Source organism: Brachybacterium sp. ACRRE (genome assembly GCF_022346485.1).
Taxonomy (GTDB): Bacteria; Actinomycetota; Actinomycetes; order Actinomycetales; family Dermabacteraceae; genus Brachybacterium; species Brachybacterium halotolerans.
Genome location: NZ_JAKRMO010000008.1, coordinates 13,402 through 32,226, shown reverse-complemented (window position 1 = coordinate 32,226; position 18,825 = coordinate 13,402). Strand labels below are relative to the sequence as shown.

Annotated in this window: 17 protein-coding genes, 1 tRNA gene and 1 other RNA gene; 11 read left to right on the top strand and 8 right to left on the bottom strand. The window is 71.7% G+C overall.

Annotation, left to right across the window (positions count from 1 at the left end):
* Window positions 1-13: 13 nt before the first annotated feature.
* Entirely contained in the window at window positions 14-2,761 is a 2,748-nt protein-coding gene (gene aceE / locus MHY49_RS03805; RefSeq protein WP_239202715.1) for a pyruvate dehydrogenase (acetyl-transferring), homodimeric type, read from the bottom strand.
* Window positions 2,762-3,125: 364 nt separating this feature from the next.
* Between aceE and MHY49_RS03800 the strand changes: the two genes are divergently transcribed.
* Window positions 3,126-3,545, top strand: coding sequence for a DUF3052 domain-containing protein (locus MHY49_RS03800; RefSeq protein ID WP_239202713.1), 420 nt, complete (start codon window positions 3,126-3,128; stop codon window positions 3,543-3,545).
* A 93-nt stretch (window positions 3,546-3,638) separates the two neighbouring features.
* Window positions 3,639-3,712, top strand: a tRNA-Val gene (locus MHY49_RS03795).
* Window positions 3,713-3,787: 75 nt separating this feature from the next.
* Here the strand turns inward: MHY49_RS03795 and MHY49_RS03790 are convergent.
* The 3 genes from MHY49_RS03790 to MHY49_RS03780 all read right to left on the bottom strand — a co-directional run bounded on the left by MHY49_RS03790 (window position 3,788) and on the right by MHY49_RS03780 (window position 5,455).
* A complete protein-coding gene (locus tag MHY49_RS03790; RefSeq protein ID WP_228358390.1) occupies window positions 3,788-3,997 on the bottom strand; it encodes a hypothetical protein in 210 nt (69 codons plus the stop codon).
* Window positions 3,998-4,341: 344 nt separating this feature from the next.
* Complete coding sequence (locus tag MHY49_RS03785) at window positions 4,342-5,217, bottom strand: putative protein N(5)-glutamine methyltransferase (protein WP_239202705.1); 876 nt, start codon at window positions 5,215-5,217, stop codon at window positions 4,342-4,344.
* A 7-nt stretch (window positions 5,218-5,224) separates the two neighbouring features.
* The gene (locus MHY49_RS03780) at window positions 5,225-5,455 is read right to left on the bottom strand and encodes a hypothetical protein (RefSeq protein WP_239202703.1); all 231 of its coding nucleotides are present in this window, start codon (window positions 5,453-5,455) and stop codon (window positions 5,225-5,227) included.
* 136 nt (window positions 5,456-5,591) lie between these two features.
* Here MHY49_RS03780 and MHY49_RS03775 point away from each other — a divergent pair, with 136 nt between their 5' ends.
* From MHY49_RS03775 to MHY49_RS03760, 4 genes are read left to right on the top strand one after another with little or no spacing between them, the layout of a single operon-like run.
* On the top strand, window positions 5,592-6,878 hold the full coding sequence (locus tag MHY49_RS03775) for an aminotransferase class V-fold PLP-dependent enzyme (RefSeq protein ID WP_239202701.1): 1,287 nt from the start codon (window positions 5,592-5,594) through the stop codon (window positions 6,876-6,878).
* A gap of 11 nt (window positions 6,879-6,889) precedes the next feature.
* Window positions 6,890-7,357 carry a Fe-S cluster assembly sulfur transfer protein SufU gene (sufU, locus tag MHY49_RS03770; protein ID WP_239202699.1) on the top strand — a complete coding sequence of 156 codons (468 nt, stop codon included), beginning with the start codon at window positions 6,890-6,892 and terminating at the stop codon, window positions 7,355-7,357.
* Window positions 7,354-8,280, top strand: coding sequence for a Nif3-like dinuclear metal center hexameric protein (locus MHY49_RS03765; protein WP_239202698.1), 927 nt, complete (start codon window positions 7,354-7,356; stop codon window positions 8,278-8,280). The genes sufU and MHY49_RS03765 overlap by 4 nt, the downstream gene beginning before the upstream one ends.
* A gap of 4 nt (window positions 8,281-8,284) precedes the next feature.
* On the top strand, window positions 8,285-8,860 hold the full coding sequence (locus tag MHY49_RS03760) for an AAA family ATPase (protein WP_239202697.1): 576 nt from the start codon (window positions 8,285-8,287) through the stop codon (window positions 8,858-8,860).
* A gap of 75 nt (window positions 8,861-8,935) precedes the next feature.
* Here the strand turns inward: MHY49_RS03760 and yaaA are convergent, their stop codons facing one another.
* On the bottom strand, window positions 8,936-9,709 hold the full coding sequence (gene yaaA / locus MHY49_RS03755) for a peroxide stress protein YaaA (protein ID WP_239202696.1): 774 nt from the start codon (window positions 9,707-9,709) through the stop codon (window positions 8,936-8,938).
* Window positions 9,710-9,830: 121 nt separating this feature from the next.
* Between yaaA and rnpB the strand changes: the two genes are divergently transcribed.
* Window positions 9,831-10,208, top strand: an RNA gene (gene rnpB / locus MHY49_RS03750) — RNase P RNA component class A.
* Between the two features lie 56 nt (window positions 10,209-10,264).
* Here the strand turns inward: rnpB and ppgK are convergent.
* Together ppgK and map are read right to left on the bottom strand one after the other, a co-directional pair.
* Window positions 10,265-11,053: a polyphosphate--glucose phosphotransferase gene (gene ppgK, locus MHY49_RS03745; RefSeq protein WP_239202694.1), complete on the bottom strand. Its 789-nt coding sequence runs from the start codon at window positions 11,051-11,053 to the stop codon at window positions 10,265-10,267.
* A gap of 173 nt (window positions 11,054-11,226) precedes the next feature.
* Window positions 11,227-12,114, bottom strand: coding sequence for a type I methionyl aminopeptidase (gene map / locus MHY49_RS03740; protein WP_239202691.1), 888 nt, complete (start codon window positions 12,112-12,114; stop codon window positions 11,227-11,229).
* Between the two features lie 36 nt (window positions 12,115-12,150).
* Between map and MHY49_RS03735 the strand changes: the two genes are divergently transcribed.
* Window positions 12,151-12,333: an SPOR domain-containing protein gene (locus tag MHY49_RS03735; RefSeq protein ID WP_200500753.1), complete on the top strand. Its 183-nt coding sequence runs from the start codon at window positions 12,151-12,153 to the stop codon at window positions 12,331-12,333.
* Window positions 12,334-12,366: 33 nt separating this feature from the next.
* Here the strand turns inward: MHY49_RS03735 and panB are convergent, their stop codons facing one another.
* On the bottom strand, window positions 12,367-13,185 hold the full coding sequence (panB, locus tag MHY49_RS03730) for a 3-methyl-2-oxobutanoate hydroxymethyltransferase (protein WP_239202802.1): 819 nt from the start codon (window positions 13,183-13,185) through the stop codon (window positions 12,367-12,369).
* Window positions 13,186-13,449: 264 nt separating this feature from the next.
* On the opposite strand from panB, the gene MHY49_RS03725 reads away from it, so the two are divergent.
* The 3 genes from MHY49_RS03725 (at window position 13,450) to MHY49_RS03715 (ending at window position 18,662) form a co-directional block, all read left to right on the top strand.
* The gene (locus MHY49_RS03725) at window positions 13,450-14,103 is read left to right on the top strand and encodes a hypothetical protein (RefSeq protein ID WP_239202690.1); all 654 of its coding nucleotides are present in this window, start codon (window positions 13,450-13,452) and stop codon (window positions 14,101-14,103) included.
* Between the two features lie 87 nt (window positions 14,104-14,190).
* Window positions 14,191-15,528 carry a glutamine synthetase family protein gene (locus MHY49_RS03720; protein ID WP_200500751.1) on the top strand — a complete coding sequence of 446 codons (1,338 nt, stop codon included), beginning with the start codon at window positions 14,191-14,193 and terminating at the stop codon, window positions 15,526-15,528.
* Window positions 15,525-18,662, top strand: coding sequence for a bifunctional [glutamine synthetase] adenylyltransferase/[glutamine synthetase]-adenylyl-L-tyrosine phosphorylase (locus MHY49_RS03715; protein WP_239202689.1), 3,138 nt, complete (start codon window positions 15,525-15,527; stop codon window positions 18,660-18,662). The genes MHY49_RS03720 and MHY49_RS03715 overlap by 4 nt, the downstream gene beginning before the upstream one ends.
* Window positions 18,663-18,825: the final 163 nt, after the last annotated feature.

The following is an 18,825-nucleotide window of genomic DNA, read 5'->3' as shown; positions in this document are numbered from 1 at the left end:
TCGGCGGCGGAGATCAGGACTCGCCCCCGAACGAGCCGGACTCGCCCGCGTTGGTGTTCAGCAGGTCGTACTTGGCGATGGCCTGGGACACGACCGCCGGGTCGACCTTGCCGTCCTTGGCGAGCAGCTGGAGGGCCTTGACGACCATCGAGTGCGCGTCGATCTTCAGGAAGCGGCGGGCGGCCGGGCGGGTGTCGGAGAAGCCGAAGCCGTCGGCCCCGAGCACGCCGTAGCGGCCCGGGATCCACTCGCGGATCATGTCGGGCACGAGGTAGTCGTAGTCGCTCGTGGCGACGAAGGGGCCCTCCGTGTCCTGCAGGCGCTGCGAGATCCACGGGACCTGGGGCTCCTCCTCGGGGTGGAGGAAGTTGTGGTCCTCCGCCTCGATCGCGTCCTTGCGCATCTCCGTCCACGAGGTCACCGACCAGACCGCGGCGCGCACGCCCCAGTCCTCGGCGAGGATCTCGCGGGCGTGGCGGGCCCACGGCACGCCGACGCCGGAGGCGAGCAGCTGGACCGTCGGGCCGTCGCCCTCGGCCGCCGGCTCGAGCTCGTACATGCCCTTGAGCAGGCCGTCGACGTCGAGCCCCTCGGGCTCCGCCGGCTGCACGATCGGCTCGTTGTAGACGGTGATGTAGTAGAAGACCTCCTGCAGGCGGTCGTCCTCGCCGTACATGCGCTTCAGGCCGTCGCGGATGATGTGCCCGATCTCGTACCCGTAGGCCGGGTCGTAGATGACGGTGCCGGGGTTCGTGTAGGCGAGGATCGGCGAGTGGCCGTCCATGTGCTGCAGGCCCTCACCGGCGAGCGTCGTCTTGCCGGCGGTCGCGCCGATCACGAAGCCCTTGGCCATCTGGTCGCCCGCGGCCCAGAAGAAGTCGCCGGTGCGCTGGAACCCGAACATCGAGTAGAAGATGTAGAACGGGATCATCGGCAGATCGTGCGTGGAGTACGAGGTGCCCGCGGCCGTGAAGGCCGAGGTCGAGCTGATCTCGTTGATGCCCATGTGCTTGATCTGGCCCTGGGCCGACTCCTTGTACGCGAGCAGCAGGTCGCGGTCCACGGAGATGTAGTTCTGGCCGTCGGGGTTGTAGATCTTCGCCGTCGGGAACAGCGAGTCCATGCCGAAGGTGCGGGCCTCGTCGGGGATGATCGGGACCCAGCGCTTGCCGGTCTCCTTGTCCCGCATGAGGTCCTTGAGCAGCCGGACGAGCGCCATCGTGGTGGCGATCTCCTGCTTGCCGGAGCCGCGCTTGACGACCTCGTAGGCCTTGTCTCCCGGGAGGTCCATGGCCTTGTGGACGTTGTTGCGCTCGGGGACGCCGCCGCCCAGGATGTCGCGGCGCTTCTCGAGGTAGCGCATGGCGGGGGAGTCCGCCGGCGGCATGTAGAAGGGGGCGTCGTAGACGCTGCCCGACTCGAGCTGCTCGTCGTCGATCGGGATCTGCAGGGTGTCGCGGAGCGCCTTGAGGTCCTCGAGGGTGAACTTCTTCATCTGGTGGGTCGCGTTGCGGCCCGCGAAGCTCTTGCCCAGGCGGTAGCCCTTGATGGTCTGCGCGAGGATCACGGTGGGCTGGCCCTTGTGCTCCAGCGCCTCCTGGAACGCGGCGAAGATCTTCTCCGGGTCGTGGCCGCCGCGGTTGAGCTTCCACCAGATGTCGTCGTCGCTCATGGACTCCACGAGCGCCTTCGTGCGCGGATCGCGGCCGAAGAAGTTGTCGCGGATGAACCCGCCGTTCTCGGCGCGGTAGGTCTGGAAGTCGCCGTCGGGCGTCGCGTTCATGAGGTCCACGAGCGCGCCGTCGTCGTCGGCGGAGAACAGCGGGTCCCAGCCCGAGCCCCACACGACCTTGATGACGTTCCAGCCGGCGCCGCGGAACTGGGCCTCGAGCTCCTGGATGATCTTGCCGTTGCCGCGCACCGGCCCGTCCAGGCGCTGCAGGTTGCAGTTGACCACGAAGGTGAGGTTGTCCAGGTGCTCCTTGGCGGCGATGTGCAGCGCGCCGCGGGACTCGACCTCGTCCATCTCGCCGTCGCCGAGGAACGCCCAGGTGTGCTGCTGGGAGGTGTCCTTGAGACCGCGGTTCTGGAGGTACCGGTCGAAGGAGGCCTGCTCGATCGCGTTGACCGGGCCGATGCCCATGGACACGGTGGGGAACTCCCAGAAGTCCGGCATCGCGCGCGGGTGCGGGTAGGACGGCATGCCCGTGGAGCTGGACTTCTCCTGGCGGAAGCCGTCGAGCTGCTCCTCGGTCAGGCGGCCCTCGAGGTAGGCGCGGGCGTAGATGCCGGGGGAGGCGTGGCCCTGGAAGAAGACGTGGTCGCCGCCGCCCTCGTGCTTGCGGCCGCGGAAGAAGTGGTTGAAGCCGACCTCGTACATCGAGGCGATCGACGCGTAGGAGGAGAGGTGCCCGCCGACGCCCACGCCCGGACGCTGCGCGCGGTGCACGATCATCGCCGCGTTCCAGCGGATGATGTTGCGGATCTCCTTCTCGAGCGCGAGATCACCGGGGTACTCCGGCTGGTCCTCGACCTCGATCGTGTTGACGTAGTCCGTCATCAGCGAGTCGGGGAGGTGGAGATCGGCCTGGCGCGCGTGCTGGATCACGTGCTGGAGGACGTCGGTCGCCCGGTCGTCGCCGCGATGCTCGATGAGCTCGTCGACCGAGTCGAGCCACTCCCTGGTCTCCTCGGGATCCGGGTCCTCCGCGTGCGCGGGGAGGTTGATGCCGATGGGACGCGGGGTGTCGTTCGTGGTCACGCTGTCCTTCTCTCTTCCGAAGCAGGGCGTGGATCCGGGGGTCGCGCCGATGCGATTCGCGAATCGGGGACCATACCCCGGACCTCGTCTTCCGACAGCGTACCCGCGGGGTGCGGACCGGAAGGCCCCGGCGGGACGGGTGTGGGTGATGACTCGCTCACGTCGTGCACGGGGCAGGGACATGGTCGGGGCGGCGGTCGGGGAGCGGTCCGGATCGTCCGAGATACGCGCAGATCACCTCCGATCGGCCACGATCGGCGCCGACGATGTGACCGGCGCGATGTCCTGGCATAGACTCGGCGCGAGCAGGAGGGGGCCCATGTCCTCCTCCCATCGTTGTCCCCAGCTGAGAAGGAGCATTTCGTTGTCACCGTCGGCAGACGCCACCGCGTCCGGTCCCACCGCAGAGGGCCTCGGGCTGAGCAAGGGCCAGGTGGTCCAGGAGTTCGGCTACGACGACGACGTCGACCTCGAGCTGCGTGATGCGATCGAGGACCTCATCGACGCGGACCTCGAGGACGAGGACAGCCAGGAGATGGTCGACGCGGTCGTGCTGTGGTGGCGCGAGGGCGACGGCGATCTCACCGATGCCCTCGTGGACTGCCTCGGGATGCTGTCCCCGGGCGGACCGATCTGGGTGATCACCCCGAAGGCCGGCCGCGACGGCCACGTGCTGCCCGCGGAGATCGAGGAGGCGGCGAGCACCTCGGGCCTGCGCACCATGGGCAACCAGAACCTCGCCCCTGAGTGGTCGGGCACGCGGCTCGCGAGCCGCCAGGCCTGAACGGCCGACGGGCGTCCGGGGCCGTTCCGACGGCTCCCGCGTCCGCGCCGACGGTTCCCGTGTCCGCACCGACGGGCCCACGGGTCCGTTCCCGGGTCAATAGCTCAGCTGGTCAGAGCGCCACGTTTACACCGTGGATGTCGGGGGTTCGAGTCCCTCTTGACCCACACAGAGAAGGCCCCCGAGCCGCGCTGATGCGCGGGTCGGGGGCCTTCGTGCGTGGACGCTCATTGCGTGATCGCTCAGACCAGCTCGGGCTGGGGCTCCGGGCGGTGCTCGGAGGAGAGGTCCACCTCGATGACGGGGTAGACCTTGCCGTCCTTCCACGTGGTGGAGAGGTCGGTGTGCCGGTCCGAGAGGCTCAGGTAGCGCAGGCCCGCGCTCTGGTCGCGCAGGACGACGGGACGCTGGGCGCTGCGGGGCATTCGGCGCATGGTGGTCGTGGTGTGCATGTGTTCTCCTTCGGCGCCGGCAGGGCCGACGCATGACGGCGTCGGCTGGGCCGACGCGAGGTTCGGTGAGCCGCCGGGGGTGCCCGGCGGCGGGTGGCGGGTGCGCGACGCGATCTGCGCGTCAGCTGCACGTCTGGGCGGTGCGTGTGCTCCGTGGTCTCCTCCACGAGAGGCGGAGCTCGCACATCTGCCCGTTGCCGCAGCGCCTCATGCCGGTCCCGCTCGCGCGCCGCGGACGGCTCGCTGCGTGACGGCCCCGTGGGAACGGTCCATCGGGCGGCGCTGCGCCACCACGATCCCTCATAACGCCCGGAAGTACACGCCTATTCCCTCTGAGGGCGTGTTCACGCAGGTGACGGGGTGACCTCGCACACCGCGGTGCGTCCGTCGGCCCCGGGATGCACCCGCAGGACCGACGCGGTCGGCCTGCCGGTCTCCGCCTTCTCGGTCGTCTCTGTCGTCTCTGTCGTCTCGGTTGACGCGGTCGACTCGGCCTCCGCCTGCTCCTGCACCAGCGTCCGCGCCTGGTCCACGTGCATCTCGAGCAGGATCCGTCCTCCCGGTGCGAGCCAGTCCGGTCCCTGCGCGAGGATCCTGCGGGCCACGTCCAGTCCGTCGGCCCCGCCGCGCAGCGCCCGCCGCGGCTCGTGCTCGCGTGCCTCGCGGGGCAGCAGCGCGAGCGCATCGTCCGGGACATAGGGAGGGACGGCCGCGATCACGTCGATCGAGCCGCGCAGTGCGTCGGGCAGCGCCCCGAAGAGATCCCCGACGTGGAGCTGTGACCCCGGGGGGAGGTTCGCCCGGGCGCACTCGAGCGGGAGCGGGTCGACGTCGGCGGCATGCACCTGGATCCCGGGCACGCGCGCGGCGCTCAGGCTCGCGATCGGCGCGATCCCCGCGCACAGCTCGAGCAGCACGGGGGTGCGACCCGACCGGCGTGCGGACGAGCAGGCCGCGGCCACGGCCAGGCGCGCGAGCAGGCGGGTGCGTCGGCGCGGGACGAAGCATCCCGGGGCCACGCGCAGCCGCAGCCCGCAGAAGTCGACCTCTCCGAGCACGTGCTCGAGCATCTCGCCGGCGATCCGCCGGGACGCGGACTCCTCGAGATGGTCAGCCTCGCGCGCGTGCGCGCGCAGGAGAGCGGCCTCCTCCTCGGCGAAGACGCTCCCGGCCGCGCGCAGCCGCGCCACGAGCTCGTCGCCCTCGGGCAGCTCGTCCATCGACGGGTCAGCTGGGCAGGCGCGTGAGGGCGTAGGCCGCGAGCAGCACGGCGATCAGCACCACGAGGACCACGACCCAGATCACGGCCGTGCGGGCGTCGTGCTGCTTCTCGGCCGGGGTGCGGGGCTGCTGCGGCGTGGCGGCGTCGGACCGCAGGCGCTGGACCATGCGGATGATCGCCGCGACGAGCGCGCCGAGGATGACGACGCCGAAGACCAGGTACATGAACGTGGGCACGGCCACACCCTCTCACGGCTCGCCCCTGCCGCGACGCACCCCTCGTTCCTATACTGAAGGGCCAGGCAGCGGGCCGCGCGCGTGCTCCTTCCGAGGGGTCGTCCCCCGCTGCTCCTTTCGCGTCGGAAGGCTCCGTATGCCCGCGCCCCAGGCGCCCACCGCTGTTGCACCGCTCGACGTCGCCGCGATCCGCGGGGACTTCCCGATCCTCGACCGGATGCTCGACGGGACGACCCCGCTCGTCTACCTCGACTCGGGAGCGACCTCCCAGCGCCCCCGGCAGGTCATCGACGCCGAGGTCGACTTCCTCACCCGCGACAACGCCGCCGTCAAACGCGGCGCGCACCGCCTCGCCGAGGCCGCGACCGACGCCTACGAGGGCGCCCGCGACCGGATCGCCGCGTTCGTCGGCGTGGCCCGTCCCGAGCAGATCGCCTTCACGAAGAACGCGACCGAGGCGCTGAACGTGCTCGCCCTCGCGCTCGGCGACCCCACCGCCCCCGAGAATCTGCGCGTGCGCGAGGGCGACGAGATCCTCGTGACCGAGATGGAGCACCACGCGAACCTCGTCCCCTGGCAGGAGCTCGCCCGCCGCACGGGCGCCACCCTGCGCTGGATCCCCCTGGGCGAGGACTTCCGCCTGGACCTGTCCGGGCTCGAATCGCTGCTCACCGAGCGCACGAAGGTGCTGGCACTGACCCACCAGTCGAACGTGCTGGGGACGCTGAACCCGATCGCCGAGCTCGCGGCGAAGGCCCACGCCGTCGGCGCGCTCGTGGTGCTCGACGCCTGCCAGTCCGTGCCGCACATGCCGATCGACCTCCCCGCACTGGGCGTGGATGCGGCGGCGTTCTCCGGGCACAAGATGCTGGGCCCCACGGGGATCGGCGTGCTCTGGGGCGCCGGCGGCCTGCTCGAGGAGCTGCCCCCGGTCCTCACGGGAGGCTCGATGATCGAGACCGTCACGATGGAGCGCACCACCTTCGCCGAGCCGCCCGCCCGCTTCGAGGCCGGCACCCCGCCGATCAGCCAGGCCGTCGGGCTCGCCGCAGCATGCGACTACCTCGAGGCGCTCGGCATGGAGAACGTCGCCGCGCACGAGCGGGATCTCACCCGCCGCGCGATCGAGGGACTCGCGCAGCTGCCCGGCGTGCGCATCATCGGACCGGCGCTCGACGCCGAGCGCGCCGGAGCCGTCTCCTTCGACCTCGCGGGCCGCCACCCCCACGACGTCGGCCAGGTGCTCGACGCCCGCGGCGTCGAGGTGCGCGTCGGCCACCACTGCGCCTGGCCCCTGCACCGCAGGTACGGGCTCGCCGGGACCACCCGCGCGACCTTCTCCGTGTACACGACGCCCGCGGAGGTCGACGCGCTCGTCGAGGGCATGGGCGCCGTCATCGACTTCTTCGCCCGCTTCGAGTGAGAGGAGCTCCCATGGATCTCACCTCCCTGTACACCGACATCGTCTTCGAGCACGACAAGCGCCCCCTGCACGCGGGCCTGCGCGAGCCGTACGAGGCCGAGGTGCACCACGTGAACCCCACCTGCGGGGACGAGATCACCCTGCGGGTGCACCTCGCGGGCGACCCCGAGGACCCGCGCATCGAGGACGTCTCGTACGACGCGACCGGGTGCGCGATGAGCCGCGCCTCGGCCTCGACGATGAGCGACCTCGTGATCGGCCGGACCCTGCGGGAGATCGAGCCGGTCTCCGCGCACATGGACGCCGTGATGCACGCCCGCGGCCGCGAGGAGGGGGACGAGGACCTGCTGGGCGATGCGGTCGCCCTGGTGGGGGCCTCCAAGTTCCCCAACCGCGTGAAGTGCGTGCTCATGTCCTGGAAGGCGCTGCACGCCGCGGTCATCGAGGCCGGAGGGCCCGTCGAGGGGGCCACCGCATGAACGGCGGCGCCTCCGGCCGCCCGCTCGCCGAGGTGCTCGAGGTCCTCGAGGGCGCGTATCCCCTGCACTGGGCGGAGGACTGGGACCGGCCCGGGCTCGTGATCGGCGACCGCCGGGAATCCGGCCCCTCCGTGGACCGCGTGCACCTGGCCGTCGACCCGACCCTCGCCGTCGTGCGCGAGGCGCGCGCGGCGGGTGCGCAGCTGCTGGTGACCCATCACCCGCTGCTGCTGCGCGGTGCGTCCTTCCTGCCGGCCGACACCGGCAAGGGGGCGGTCGTCACCGAACTCGTCCGCGCCGGGATGTCCCTGTGGTGCGGCCATACGAACGTGGACCGCTCGAGCCTCGGCACCGTCGGCGCCTGGATCCGCGCGCTCGGTCTCGAGGACGTGCGGCCCCTCGCCGCGGGGCCGACGGACGGCGAGACCGCGCAGGCGGCGCACGGCTCGGAGCTCATCGGCCTCGGCGTCGTCGGCTCGCCGGCGGACGAGGTCACCGAGGGGGCGCTCACCGTCGGCTCCCTCGCCGAGCGCATCGCCGCTCTGGTCCCCGCGACCGCACAGGGGGTGCGCTTCACCGGCGACCCGGAGCGCCCCGTGCGGCGCGTGGCCGTCTGCCCTGGCGCCGGCGACTCCCTGCTGGAGGTGGCGGCCGCGAGCGCCGCGGACGTCTTCATCACCTCGGACCTGCGCCATCACCCGGCGCTCGAGCACCTCGAGTCCGCCGCCGACGAGCGGGCGGTGCCCGCTCTCATCGATGTCGCGCATGCGGCGAGCGAGGCACTCTGGCTGCCGCTCGCCCGCGACCTGCTGACCGCCGCACTGCCGGGGATCGCCGTGGGCGTCTCCGATCTGTCCACCGATCCCTGGACAGGCCGCGTCGACCCCGCCGCCCCCGGCGCACCCAGCGGCCGCGCACACTGAGACCATGCCTCCCACCGCGCCCGGTCGCCGGCCCCGCCTCATCCTGCTCAACGGTGCGCCCGGCGTCGGCAAGTCGACGCTCGCGAGGCTGCTCGCCGAGGACCGTCCGCTGACCCTCGCCCTGGACGTCGACCAGCTCAAGCACTCGCTCGGCGGCTGGGAGGAGGACGCTGCGGTCTCCGGGCTGCGCGCCCGGGAGCTCGCGCTCGCCCTCATCGACGTCCAGCTCGAGGCGGGGGAGGACGTGGTCCTCGGCCAGTACCTCGCCCGCACCGCGTTCCCCGAGCAGCTCGACGCGGCGGCCGCCCGCGCGGGCGCCGAGTTCCGGGAGTTCCTCCTGGAGGTCGACGAGCGGACGCTCGCCGCGCGCCTGGCCGCCCGCGTCGCCGAGCCCGAGACGCCCGAGGAGGCGGTCAACGCCCGTCTCGTCGGCCCGGACGATGCCGAGCGTCTGCTCGCGTCCCTCGACGCGATGCGCAGCGCCCGACCGGACATGCAGAGCGTCGACGCGCGCGGCGGCCTCGAGGAGACCGCCGATGCCGTGCGCGCACTCCTCGATGGGGACACCGAGCGGCGCTGACGGGCCCGTCCGATGCATCCCGGCCGGGCCGACCGGATCGCGCGCAGGGCTAGAGCAGCTGCGCCGTCCCCGTCGCTACTCCGAGCGGTCCACGAGCACCAGACGACTGCCTTCGATCTCGATCCCGAGCTGTCCCGCGAAGACCTCCTCGAGGAAGGCGATGAGCGTCGCCTCGTCGGGCAGGGGACGCGGATCCTCGAGCAGGGCACGGGTCAGCAGGCCGCGGAAGCGCTTGGCGTCATGCGAGATCACGGTGCGCTTCCCGCCCACCTCCTTCACGGGCGCGACCTCGAGGACGCGCACCCCCGCGCGGGCCTTCACCGGCATCATCGTGCGATAGGAGCCGGACCGGCAGTCCAGCACGAAGGGCGAGGGCGAGGCCGCGACCTCCTCGAGGATCCCGGGCACGAGCGGCGAGAGATGGACGCGCCACCAGGAGGCCGCCTTCCCGAGCCGGTGCACGCGGGAGCCGGCGGAGAGCCGGTAGGCCGGGATCCGATCGATGCCGGCGTCGACGAGTCCCAGCAGGGCGCTCTGCACGAGCACACGGCGGTCAGGGCCGGGACGGGCATCACCGAGCTGGTCGAAGAGCACCCCGGAGTAGACGGAGAGCGGTGCGGCCGCGGGCTCCTCGTCGATCGAGGCCATGCGCTCGACGAGCTCCGGGGCGCTCGCGGGGACGCCGAGGTCCTCCGCGGCAGTGCGGCCCCGTGCGGTCGCGCGCGCGGCGCGCAGCATGCGCTCGCGGGGGACCTGCAGCGGGGTGTGCGCCAGTTCGTCGAGAGCCAGGGGAGGGGCGGATGCTTCCGGTCGGGTCTTGGTCTCCGACGGCGGCAGCAGGATGAGCACCAGGCGGTCCTTCCGAGGGTTGTTGCGGTGATGGTGATGGCGATGGTGGGAGTGAGGGTGAGGACGAGACGGATCCCGTGGTGCGGGGCAGCCCCCGCGGGGGATTAGGATCGTGGGCGGACCAGTCGGCCGGGCAGTCGCGTCTTCGTGCGCATCCTCCGGGATGCGCCGCGGAGCCGAGGAAAGTCCGGGCTCCTTCCGGCACGGTGGTGGGCAACACCCACCCGGAGCGATCCGCGGGACAGTGCCACAGAGAGCAGACCGCCTGCCCGCAGCCTCGTGCTGCGGGCCGGTAAGGGTGAAAGGGTGGTGCAAGAGACCACCGCGGTCCTGGTGACAGGGCCGGCACGGTAAACCCCACCGGGAGCAAGGCCAGACAGGGGACGCTCGCAGGTCGCCGGACCGAGTCCCCGGGTAGGCCGCTGGAGGTCGTCGGCAACGGCGATCCGAGAGGGATGACTGCCGATCACAGAACCCGGCTTACAGGCCGGCTGGTCCGCCCCGGCGCCCCACCGCACGGATACCCCGTGCGCCTGCTGTCCTCGGTCATGCAGGTCAGCCCTTCTTCTTGTCCTTCTTGTCCTTCTTGAGCTTCTTGCGCTCCTTGCGGGCGAGCACGGCCGCGCCGATGATGCCGGCCTCGTTGCGCAGCCCCGCGGGGACGATCGGGGCCTTCAGGTCCAGGAGCGGCAGGAACTTCTCGTGCTTCTTCGAGACCCCGCCGCCGACGATGATCAGATCGGGCGTGAACAGGAACTCGAGCAGCTCGTAGTAGCCCTGCAGACGCTCGGCCCACTCCGCCCAGCTCAGGTGGCTGCGCTCGCGCGCCGAGTCGGCCATGTACTTCTCGTAGCTCTCGCCCTTGTACAGGATGTGGCCCAGCTCGGTGTTCGGCACGAGCTCGCCGTCGTTGAACAGCGCGCTGCCCACGCCCGTGCCGAGCGTGGTGATCAGCACGACGCCCTTCTGCCCGGCGCCCGCCCCGAACTCCATCTCGGCGATCCCGGCGGCGTCGGCGTCGTTGACCACGAACACGTCGTGGCCGGTGCGCTCGGTCAGCAGCGCGTCCACGTCGGTCCCGATCCAGGAGTCGTCGACGTTCGCCGCGGTCTTGGCGACGCCGTGCTGGATGACCGCGGGGAAGGTGACGCCCACCGGCATGTCCTCGTCGATGTCGAAGGAGCCGATGAGCTGGGCGACGGTGTCGGCGACCGCGTCGGGCACCGAGGGCTGCGGGGTGGGGATGCGCAGCCGGTCGTCGGCGAGCCTGCCCTTCTTGAGGTTCACCGGGGCGCCCTTGATGCCGCTGCCGCCGATGTCGATGCCGAATGCTTCCTTGCTCATGGTCTCTCCTCGCACGGGCCGCGAACCGAGCAGCGCGGGCCCTCCGATGGCGCTCCGTCCGGGCCGGTGCCCGCGAGCTGGTGACAGTGTGACAGAGCGGACGGGATCAACCGGACATCGCCCGCGTGCAGGACATGTCCGCGCGGTCGACGGCGGGCCGCGCCGCGGGATGGTCAGACGACGGTCAGCAGTTCGTAGCCGTCGTCCGTGATCACGAGCGTGTGCTCGAACTGAGCGGTGAAGGAGCGGTCCTTCGTGACCACCGTCCAGCCGTCGTCCCACTGCTCCCAGTCCTGGGAGCCGAGGGTGACCATCGGCTCGACCGTGAAGGTCATGCGCTGCTCGATCACGTCGTCGAACATCGGCGCGGAGTCGTAGTGGGGGATCACCAGGCCGTTGTGGAAGCCCTCGGCGACCCCGTGGCCCGTGAAATCGTGCACGGACTCGTAGCCGAAGCGGCCCACGTACTTCTCGATGACGCGGCCGATCACGTTGACCTGCCTCCCGGCGCGGCCGGCGCGGATCCCGCGCATCATCGCCTCCTCGCTGCGCTCGACGAGCTCGGCGACGCGCGGGTCGACGTCGCCGACGAGGAAGGTGGCGTTGGTGTCGCCGTGCACGCCGTTCTTGAAGGCGGTGACGTCGACGTTGAGGATGTCGCCGGACTGCATGACGGTCGAGTCGGGGATGCCGTGGCAGACGACCTCGTTCAGGCTCGTGCAGCAGGACTTCGGGAAGCCCAGGTAGCCGAGCGTCGACGGGTAGGCGCCGTGGGAGACCATGACGTCATGGACGACGGCGTCGATGTCGTCGGTCGTGGCGCCGGGGACGGCGGCCTCGCCCGCGGCCTGCAGCGCGAGAGCGGCGATCCGGGAGGGCTCGCGCATACGGTCGATGATGTCCTGGCTCTGCACGTGGGGGCCGGAATCGGAGACCGCCTCGTCCTTGCCCACGTACTCCGGTCGCTCGATCGAGGCCGGCACCGCCCGCGAGGAGCCCACCCTCCCGGGGACCAGGGCCTCGCGGCCCTCCGGACGGATCCATCGCTGCTCTACAGTCATGGGGGCAGTCTCTCACCGCACAGTCAGGAGCAGTCGATGAGCCAGAGCGAGTTCTACTACAACATGGACACCGGCGAGGTCGAGGAGGGCAAGCAGTCCTCGGGCAGCGAGCTCATGGGTCCCTACCCGACCCGCGAGAAGGCGGCGTCCGCGCTGAGGACCGCCGCCCAGCGGAACGAGGCCTGGGAGGGCGAGGACGAGGACTGGGACGAGGAGTGAGACCTCCCCGCGGCCGTCACTCGAGCGAGGACATCACTCGAAGGAGTGCTCGGCCGTGGGGTACTCCCGGCTCTCCACGGCGGTGCGGTAGTCGCTCGCCGCGCGCAGCAGCTCGCCCCGCAGATCGGCGAAGCGCCGCACGAAGCGGCCCTCGAAGCCGGACAGACCCGCCATGTCCTGCCACACGAGCACCTGCCCGTCGCAGTCCGGTCCCGCGCCGATCCCGATCGTGGGGATCTCGAGGAACTCGGTGATGCGTCCGGCGACCTCGCTCGGGACGAGCTCGAGGACGATCGCGAAGGCGCCCGCCTCCTGCAGGGCCTGGGCGTCCTCGGCGAGGCTGTCCGCGGCGGCGTGGTCGCGACCCTGCACGCGGTGCCCGGAGAGCGCGTTGACCGACTGGGGCGTGAAGCCCAGGTGGCCCATGACCGGGATCCCGGCGTCGACCAGCGCCCGCACGGTGTCGGCCCGCGCGGCGCCGCCCTCGAGCTTCACGGCCTCGGCGCCCGCGCGCAGGAGCTCGACGCCGTGGCGCACGGCCTCGGCGGCGTCGACCTGGTAGGTGCCGAAGGCGAGGTCCGCGACCACCAGGGGGCGACGCACCGCACGGGAGACGGCGCCGGTGAAGGTCAGCATGTCCTGGTGGGTGGTGTGCACCGTCGAGTCGTAGCCCAGCACGGTGGTGCCCGCGGAGTCGCCCACCAGCAGCACGTCGATCCCCGCTTCCTCGAAGACCTGCGCGCTGAGCGCGTCGTACGAGGTGAGCATCGAGAACGTGCGTCCTGCCTCCTTCGCCTCCTGCAGATGGCGCAGGCGCACCTTCGCGGGGCGGTGGGACCGCTCGGAGGGCATCGGGACGGCAGACGTGTTCACGGGGATCCTCCACGGGGCGGCGACGGATGCGGAGCCTGCCGGCGGCGGCAGGGCCGTCCCAGCCTAGCCGCCGCGGGGCGCCTCGGCGGGCGGCGGTGGCATGGGTGTGCGGCATCGACGCGTGCGCTGTCCCGTCCCATGAGCAGTTCTCCCCATGGCGGGCTCCCAGGGTCCATGCAAGTATTCAGGCACTCGGCGGTCACGACCGTGGCCGGCACTCACCGAATCACGAGGGGTAGAACGATGAAGACCAGGATCCGCGGAATCGCCAAGGGCCTCGCCGTGGGGACCGGCTCGCTCGCGCTGGCGCTCTCGCTCGCCGCGTGCGGCGGCAGCAGCTCCGACGACGCGTCCGGTGACGACGGCGGCAAGGTGAAGGCCGGGGAGTCCACGGACTCCGACAGCAGCAGCGACGACTCGTCGGCCGCCGACGACACCAGCTCGGACGAGGCCGACGACTCCTCGAGCGATGACGCCGCCTCCGACGACTCGTCGGCGGCGGACGACAGCACGTCGGACGACAGCTCCTCGGACGAGAAGTCCGATGACTCGGGCTCGAAGGACGACGTCACGGACGCGGACCTCAAGGCGGCCAAGTCCCGGTACATCGATTTCATGAATGCTCTCGCGGACAAGGACGCGAAGAAGGCCTGCGGCTTCGCCATGGACCCGAGCACGAAGAAGCCGATCGACGGGGCCGCGCTCAAGGTCTGTGCGAAACAGATCGAGGACTCCGGAATGATGGACACCTTCACTCCCGAGCTCGTCGATGCGGTGGACGAGTCCATGCTCGACGCGAAGGCGGAGGACGACGGCACGATCACGCTGAGCATCGAGGGCTCGAACGAGACCCCGATGGAGAAGGCCACCGACGGCAAGTGGTACTTCAAGATGTGAGCACCCGTTCCGAGACGCCGCTCCAGCGCATCGTGCTGGGGCGGCGTCCGCGCGTCTGGGGTCGTCGCCATGCGGCACACTGGTGCCATGGAACGCCACCACGATGCTGTCCTGCGCACGGTCGCCGAGAAGGACGTGCGGTTCATCCGCCTCTGGTTCTGCGACGTGGTGGGGACGCTGAAGTCCATCGCGATCTCGCCGGAGGACCTCGAGACCGCCTTCGACGAGGGCATCGGCATCGACGGCTCCACGATCGAGGGCTTCACCCGGGCGTACGAGTCCGACATGCTGCTGCGCCCGGACCCCGCGACCTTCCAGATGCTGCCCTGGCGCGGCGAGGTCGAGGGCACGGGCAGGATGATGTGCGACGTCCTCACGCCCGACGGCGAGCCGGCGGCGTCCGATCCGCGGCGCGTGCTGCGACAGGTCGCCGACCGTGCCGCGGCGCAGGGCCTCGATCTCTACGCGCACCCTGAGATCGAGTTCTACCTGTTCAAGGAGCCGTGGGCGCCGGGGCGCCCGCTGCAGCCCGTCGACAACGCCGGCTACTTCGACCACGTCCACAAGGGGCAGGGCCAGGACTTCCGCCGCACGGTCATCAAGTACCTCGAGCAGATGAACATCCAGGTCGAGTTCTCCCACCACGAGAACGGGCCCGGGCAGAACGAGATCGACCTGCGCTACGCGGACGCGCTCACCACGGCGGACAACATCCTCAGCTTCCGCACCGTGGTCAAGGAGGTCGCCCTGGGCATGGACCAGGTCGCGACCTTCATGCCGAAGCCGATGATCGAGCATCCCGGCTCGGGCATGCACACGCATCTCTCGATGTTCCAGGGCGGCCGCAACGCCTTCCACGAGCCCGGCGCCGAGTACGGCCTCTCGCGCACCGGGCGCCAGTTCATCGCCGGCCTGCTGCGCCACGCCTCCGAGTACTGCGCCGTCACCAATCAGTTCGTGAACTCCTACAAGCGCCTCTGGGGCGCGCAGGAGGCGCCGAGCTTCATCACCTGGGGGCACAACAACCGTTCGGCGCTGGTCCGCGTGCCGTTCCACAAGCCCACCAAGGGCACCAGCTCGCGCGTCGAGTTCCGCGGCACCGACTCGTCGTGCAATCCCTACCTGGCCTTCGCGGTGCTCTTCGCGGCCGGGCTGAAGGGCGTCGAGGAGGAGTACGAGCTGCCCGAGGGCGCGGAGGACACCGTCTGGGAGCTCACCGACCGCGAGCGCCGCACGATGGGCATCGAGCCGCTGCCCACCGACCTCTACCGTGCGCTCGAGGTGTTCGAGAGCAGCGAGCTGATGGCCGAGACCCTCGGTGAGCAGGTCTTCGAGTTCTTCCTGCGCAACAAGCACGACGAGTGGCGGCGCTACCGCGAACAGGTGACCTCGCGGGAGCTCGAGACCTCCTTCTTCGCAGGATGACCCCGCAGCCCCCGTCCCCCTCGCCGTCGTCCTCGGCCGCGTCCTCGTCGGCCGAGCCGCCGAGCACGACGGGCGCCCTCGCGCGCCTCGGCTTCACCCGCACCGACCGCGTCCAGCGCTTCCTCGCCGAGCCCGCCCTCGCGGGCCTCGGCCCCCGGGCGGCGGAGGCGATCGGGCGCGTCCCCGATCCCGACGAGGCCGTCCTCGGCCTGCTCCGCTTCGCGGAGGCCTCCCTCGAGGCGGGCCGCGAGCGCGAGCTCGGCGAGCTGCTCGGCAGCGTCGGGGAGCCCGGCGGGCCGGGGGAGCGGCTGATCCGGGTGCTGGGCACCTCGGTCGCCCTCGGCGACTTCCTCACCCGCCACCCCGATCGGGCCGTCGCCCTCCACAGCGATGAGGACACCCTGACGCTCGACGCGGCGGACGTGCGTGCGCGCATGCTCGGCGCGGTCGGCGCGGTCGCGGGCGCCGAGATCCCGCTCGCCTCGCTCAGCGGCCGCGAGGGACGCGACGCCCTGCGCATCGCGTACCACGAGCGGCTCCTGCAGATCGCCGCGGCCGACGTCACGGCGCCCGATCCCGTCGCCATCCAGCCCTTCGTCTCCGCCTCCCTCGCGGACCTCGCCGGGGCGTCCCTCGAGGCCGCGCTCGCGATCGCCCGCACCGCCGTCGACGACCAGGAGACCGTGCGCCTCGCGGTCCTCGCGATGGGCAAGACCGGGGCCCGCGAGCTCAACTTCATCTCCGACGTGGACGTCGTCTACGTCGCCGCGCCCGCCGCCGGGGACGTGGACGAGCAGACCATGACGGCCGTCGGCTCCGCCCTCTGCCGCGAGCTCGCCCGGGTGTGCGCGGACCGCACCGGCGAGGGATCGCTCTGGCAGGTCGACGCGAACCTGCGGCCCGAGGGGAAGGACGGCGAGCTCGTGCGCTCGCTGGACTCCTACCGCCGCTACTACCAGCGCTGGGCGGAGTCCTGGGAGTTCCAGGCGCTGCTGAAGGCCCGTTTCGTCGCCGGCGACGCGGAGCTCGGCCACGCCTTCGAGGAGATGGTCGAGCCCTGGATCTGGCAGGCCTCCACCCGCGACGGCTTCGTCGAGGACACCCGCGCCATGCGCCGACGGGTCATCGCCCACATCCCGCACGCGGAGGCCGACCGCAACATCAAGCTCGGCCCCGGGGGCCTGCGCGACGTCGAGTTCACCGTGCAGCTGCTGCAGATGGTCCACGGCCGCACCGACGAGTCCCTGCACGTGCGCGGCACCCTGCCGGCCCTCGAGCGCCTGGGCACCGGCGGCTACATCTCGCGCCGCCACGTCGTCGAGCTCGACGGCGCCTACCGCTTCCTGCGCACCGTCGAGCACCGTCTGCAGCTGCATCGCATGCGCCGCACCCAGGTGCTGCCCACGGCAGAGGCCGACCTCCGCCGCCTCGCGCGCAGCGTCCGCATCGCGCCGCAGGACTTCCGGGGCGTCTACGAGCGCACCCGGCGGCGCGTGCGCCAGCTGCACGAGGAGATCTTCTACCGGCCGCTGCTGCTGACCTCCTCGCAGCTCAGCGACGACGAGGTGCGGCTCTCGGCCGAGTCCGCGCGGGCCCGGCTCGCGGCGATCGGCTACCGGGACCCGCGCCGCGCCGTCGACCACATCCGGGCGCTCACCGAGGGCATCTCCCGACGCGCGGCGATCCAGCGCCAGCTGCTGCCGGCGCTGCTCGAATGGTTCGCCGACGGGATCGACCCCGACCTGGGGCTGCTCGCCTTCCGGCGCCTGTCCGACACCATCGGCTCCGCGCACTGGTACCTCGCTCTGCTGCGCGACAGCGGTGTCGCCGCCCGTCGCCTGACCCGCGTGCTCTCGAGCTCCCGCTTCGTCGGCGAGCAGCTCGAGAAGGTCCCGGAGGCCGTGCGCTGGCTGGGCCGCGACGACACCCTGCGTCCGCTGAGCCGCGAGAAGCTGCACGAGGAGTTCCTCGCCGTCATCCGCCGCGTCGACTCCATCGAATCGGCGCAGGACCTGCTGCGACGCGCCCGCCTGCGCGAGCTGCTGCGGATCTCCATGGCCCACCTGCTGGGCCTGCTCGACGCGCGCGCCGCCGCCCGCGGCCTCACCGACCTCGCCGAGGCCGTCCTCGAGGCGGGCCTCCTGGTCGCCTACCACGCGGTCGCGCGCGAGCGCGGGGCGATCGGCGAGGACGTCGCCCCCGTGCGCGACGACCTCGAGCTCAGCGCCCGCGACCTGCGCGAGAGGCGCTCGGACCCCTCGCGGGCGCTCGGCGTGGAGATGGCCCTCGTGGCCATGGGCAGCTTCGGGGCCCGCGAGATGGGCTACGCCTCCGACGCCGACGTCCAGTTCGTCTTCGCCGACCGCGGCGCGGGGGAGCAGGCCGGCACGATCGCCGTCGCGATCGCGACCCAGGTGCAGCGGATCCTCAACGCGCCCTCGGCCGGTGCGGACATGAAGGTCAACGCCGATCTGCGGCCCGAGGGGCGCAACGGACTGCTCGCCCGCAGCCTCGACGCCTGGCGCGACTACTACCGGCGCGACGCCCTGACCTGGGAGAAGCAGGCCCTCGTGCGCGCACGCGTCGTGGTCGCCTCGCGGGATCTGCAGGAGCAGATCGAGGCCGCCATGGATCTTCACCGCTATCCCCGCGGCGGCCTCGGGGCATCGGCCCGGCGGGAGATCGCGACCATGAAGGCGCGCGTGGAGTCCGAGCGCCTGCCCCGCGGCACGGATCCGGCCCGTCATCTCAAGCTCGGCCGCGGCAGCATGACCGACGTCGAGTGGGTGGCCCAGCTGCTCGTGCTCGAGCACGGGCACGAGGTCCCCGAGCTGCGCAGCCCCACGACCCTGCGGATCCTCGAGGAGGCCCGACGCGCGGAACTGCTCACGCCGCGGCAGCAGGAGGACCTCACGGGGGCCTGGACCCTCGCCTGGCAGATGCGCCGCGCGATCTTCCTGTGGCGCGGCCGGGAGGGCGACGTGCTCCCCGCGGACCGCATCGACCTCTACGCGGTCGCGGTGCTCGTGGACGGCGACGAGGCGAGCGCCTCCGAGCTCGAGGAGAACTATCTGCGCGCCACCCGCCACGCGCGCACCGTCGCCGAGGAGATCATCTTCGGCGACGGCGACTGATCGGGCCCGGTCCGTCGGGCGTGACGAGCGACCGGCGGGCTGTGGGCGGATGCGGACGTGGGCGGACGGAACCCCGAGGGATGAGGACACCGACGGGAGAGCGAGCACACATCCGTCGCCCGCCCGTCCACAGCGTCCCGCCCGTGGGCGGCCGATCGCCGTA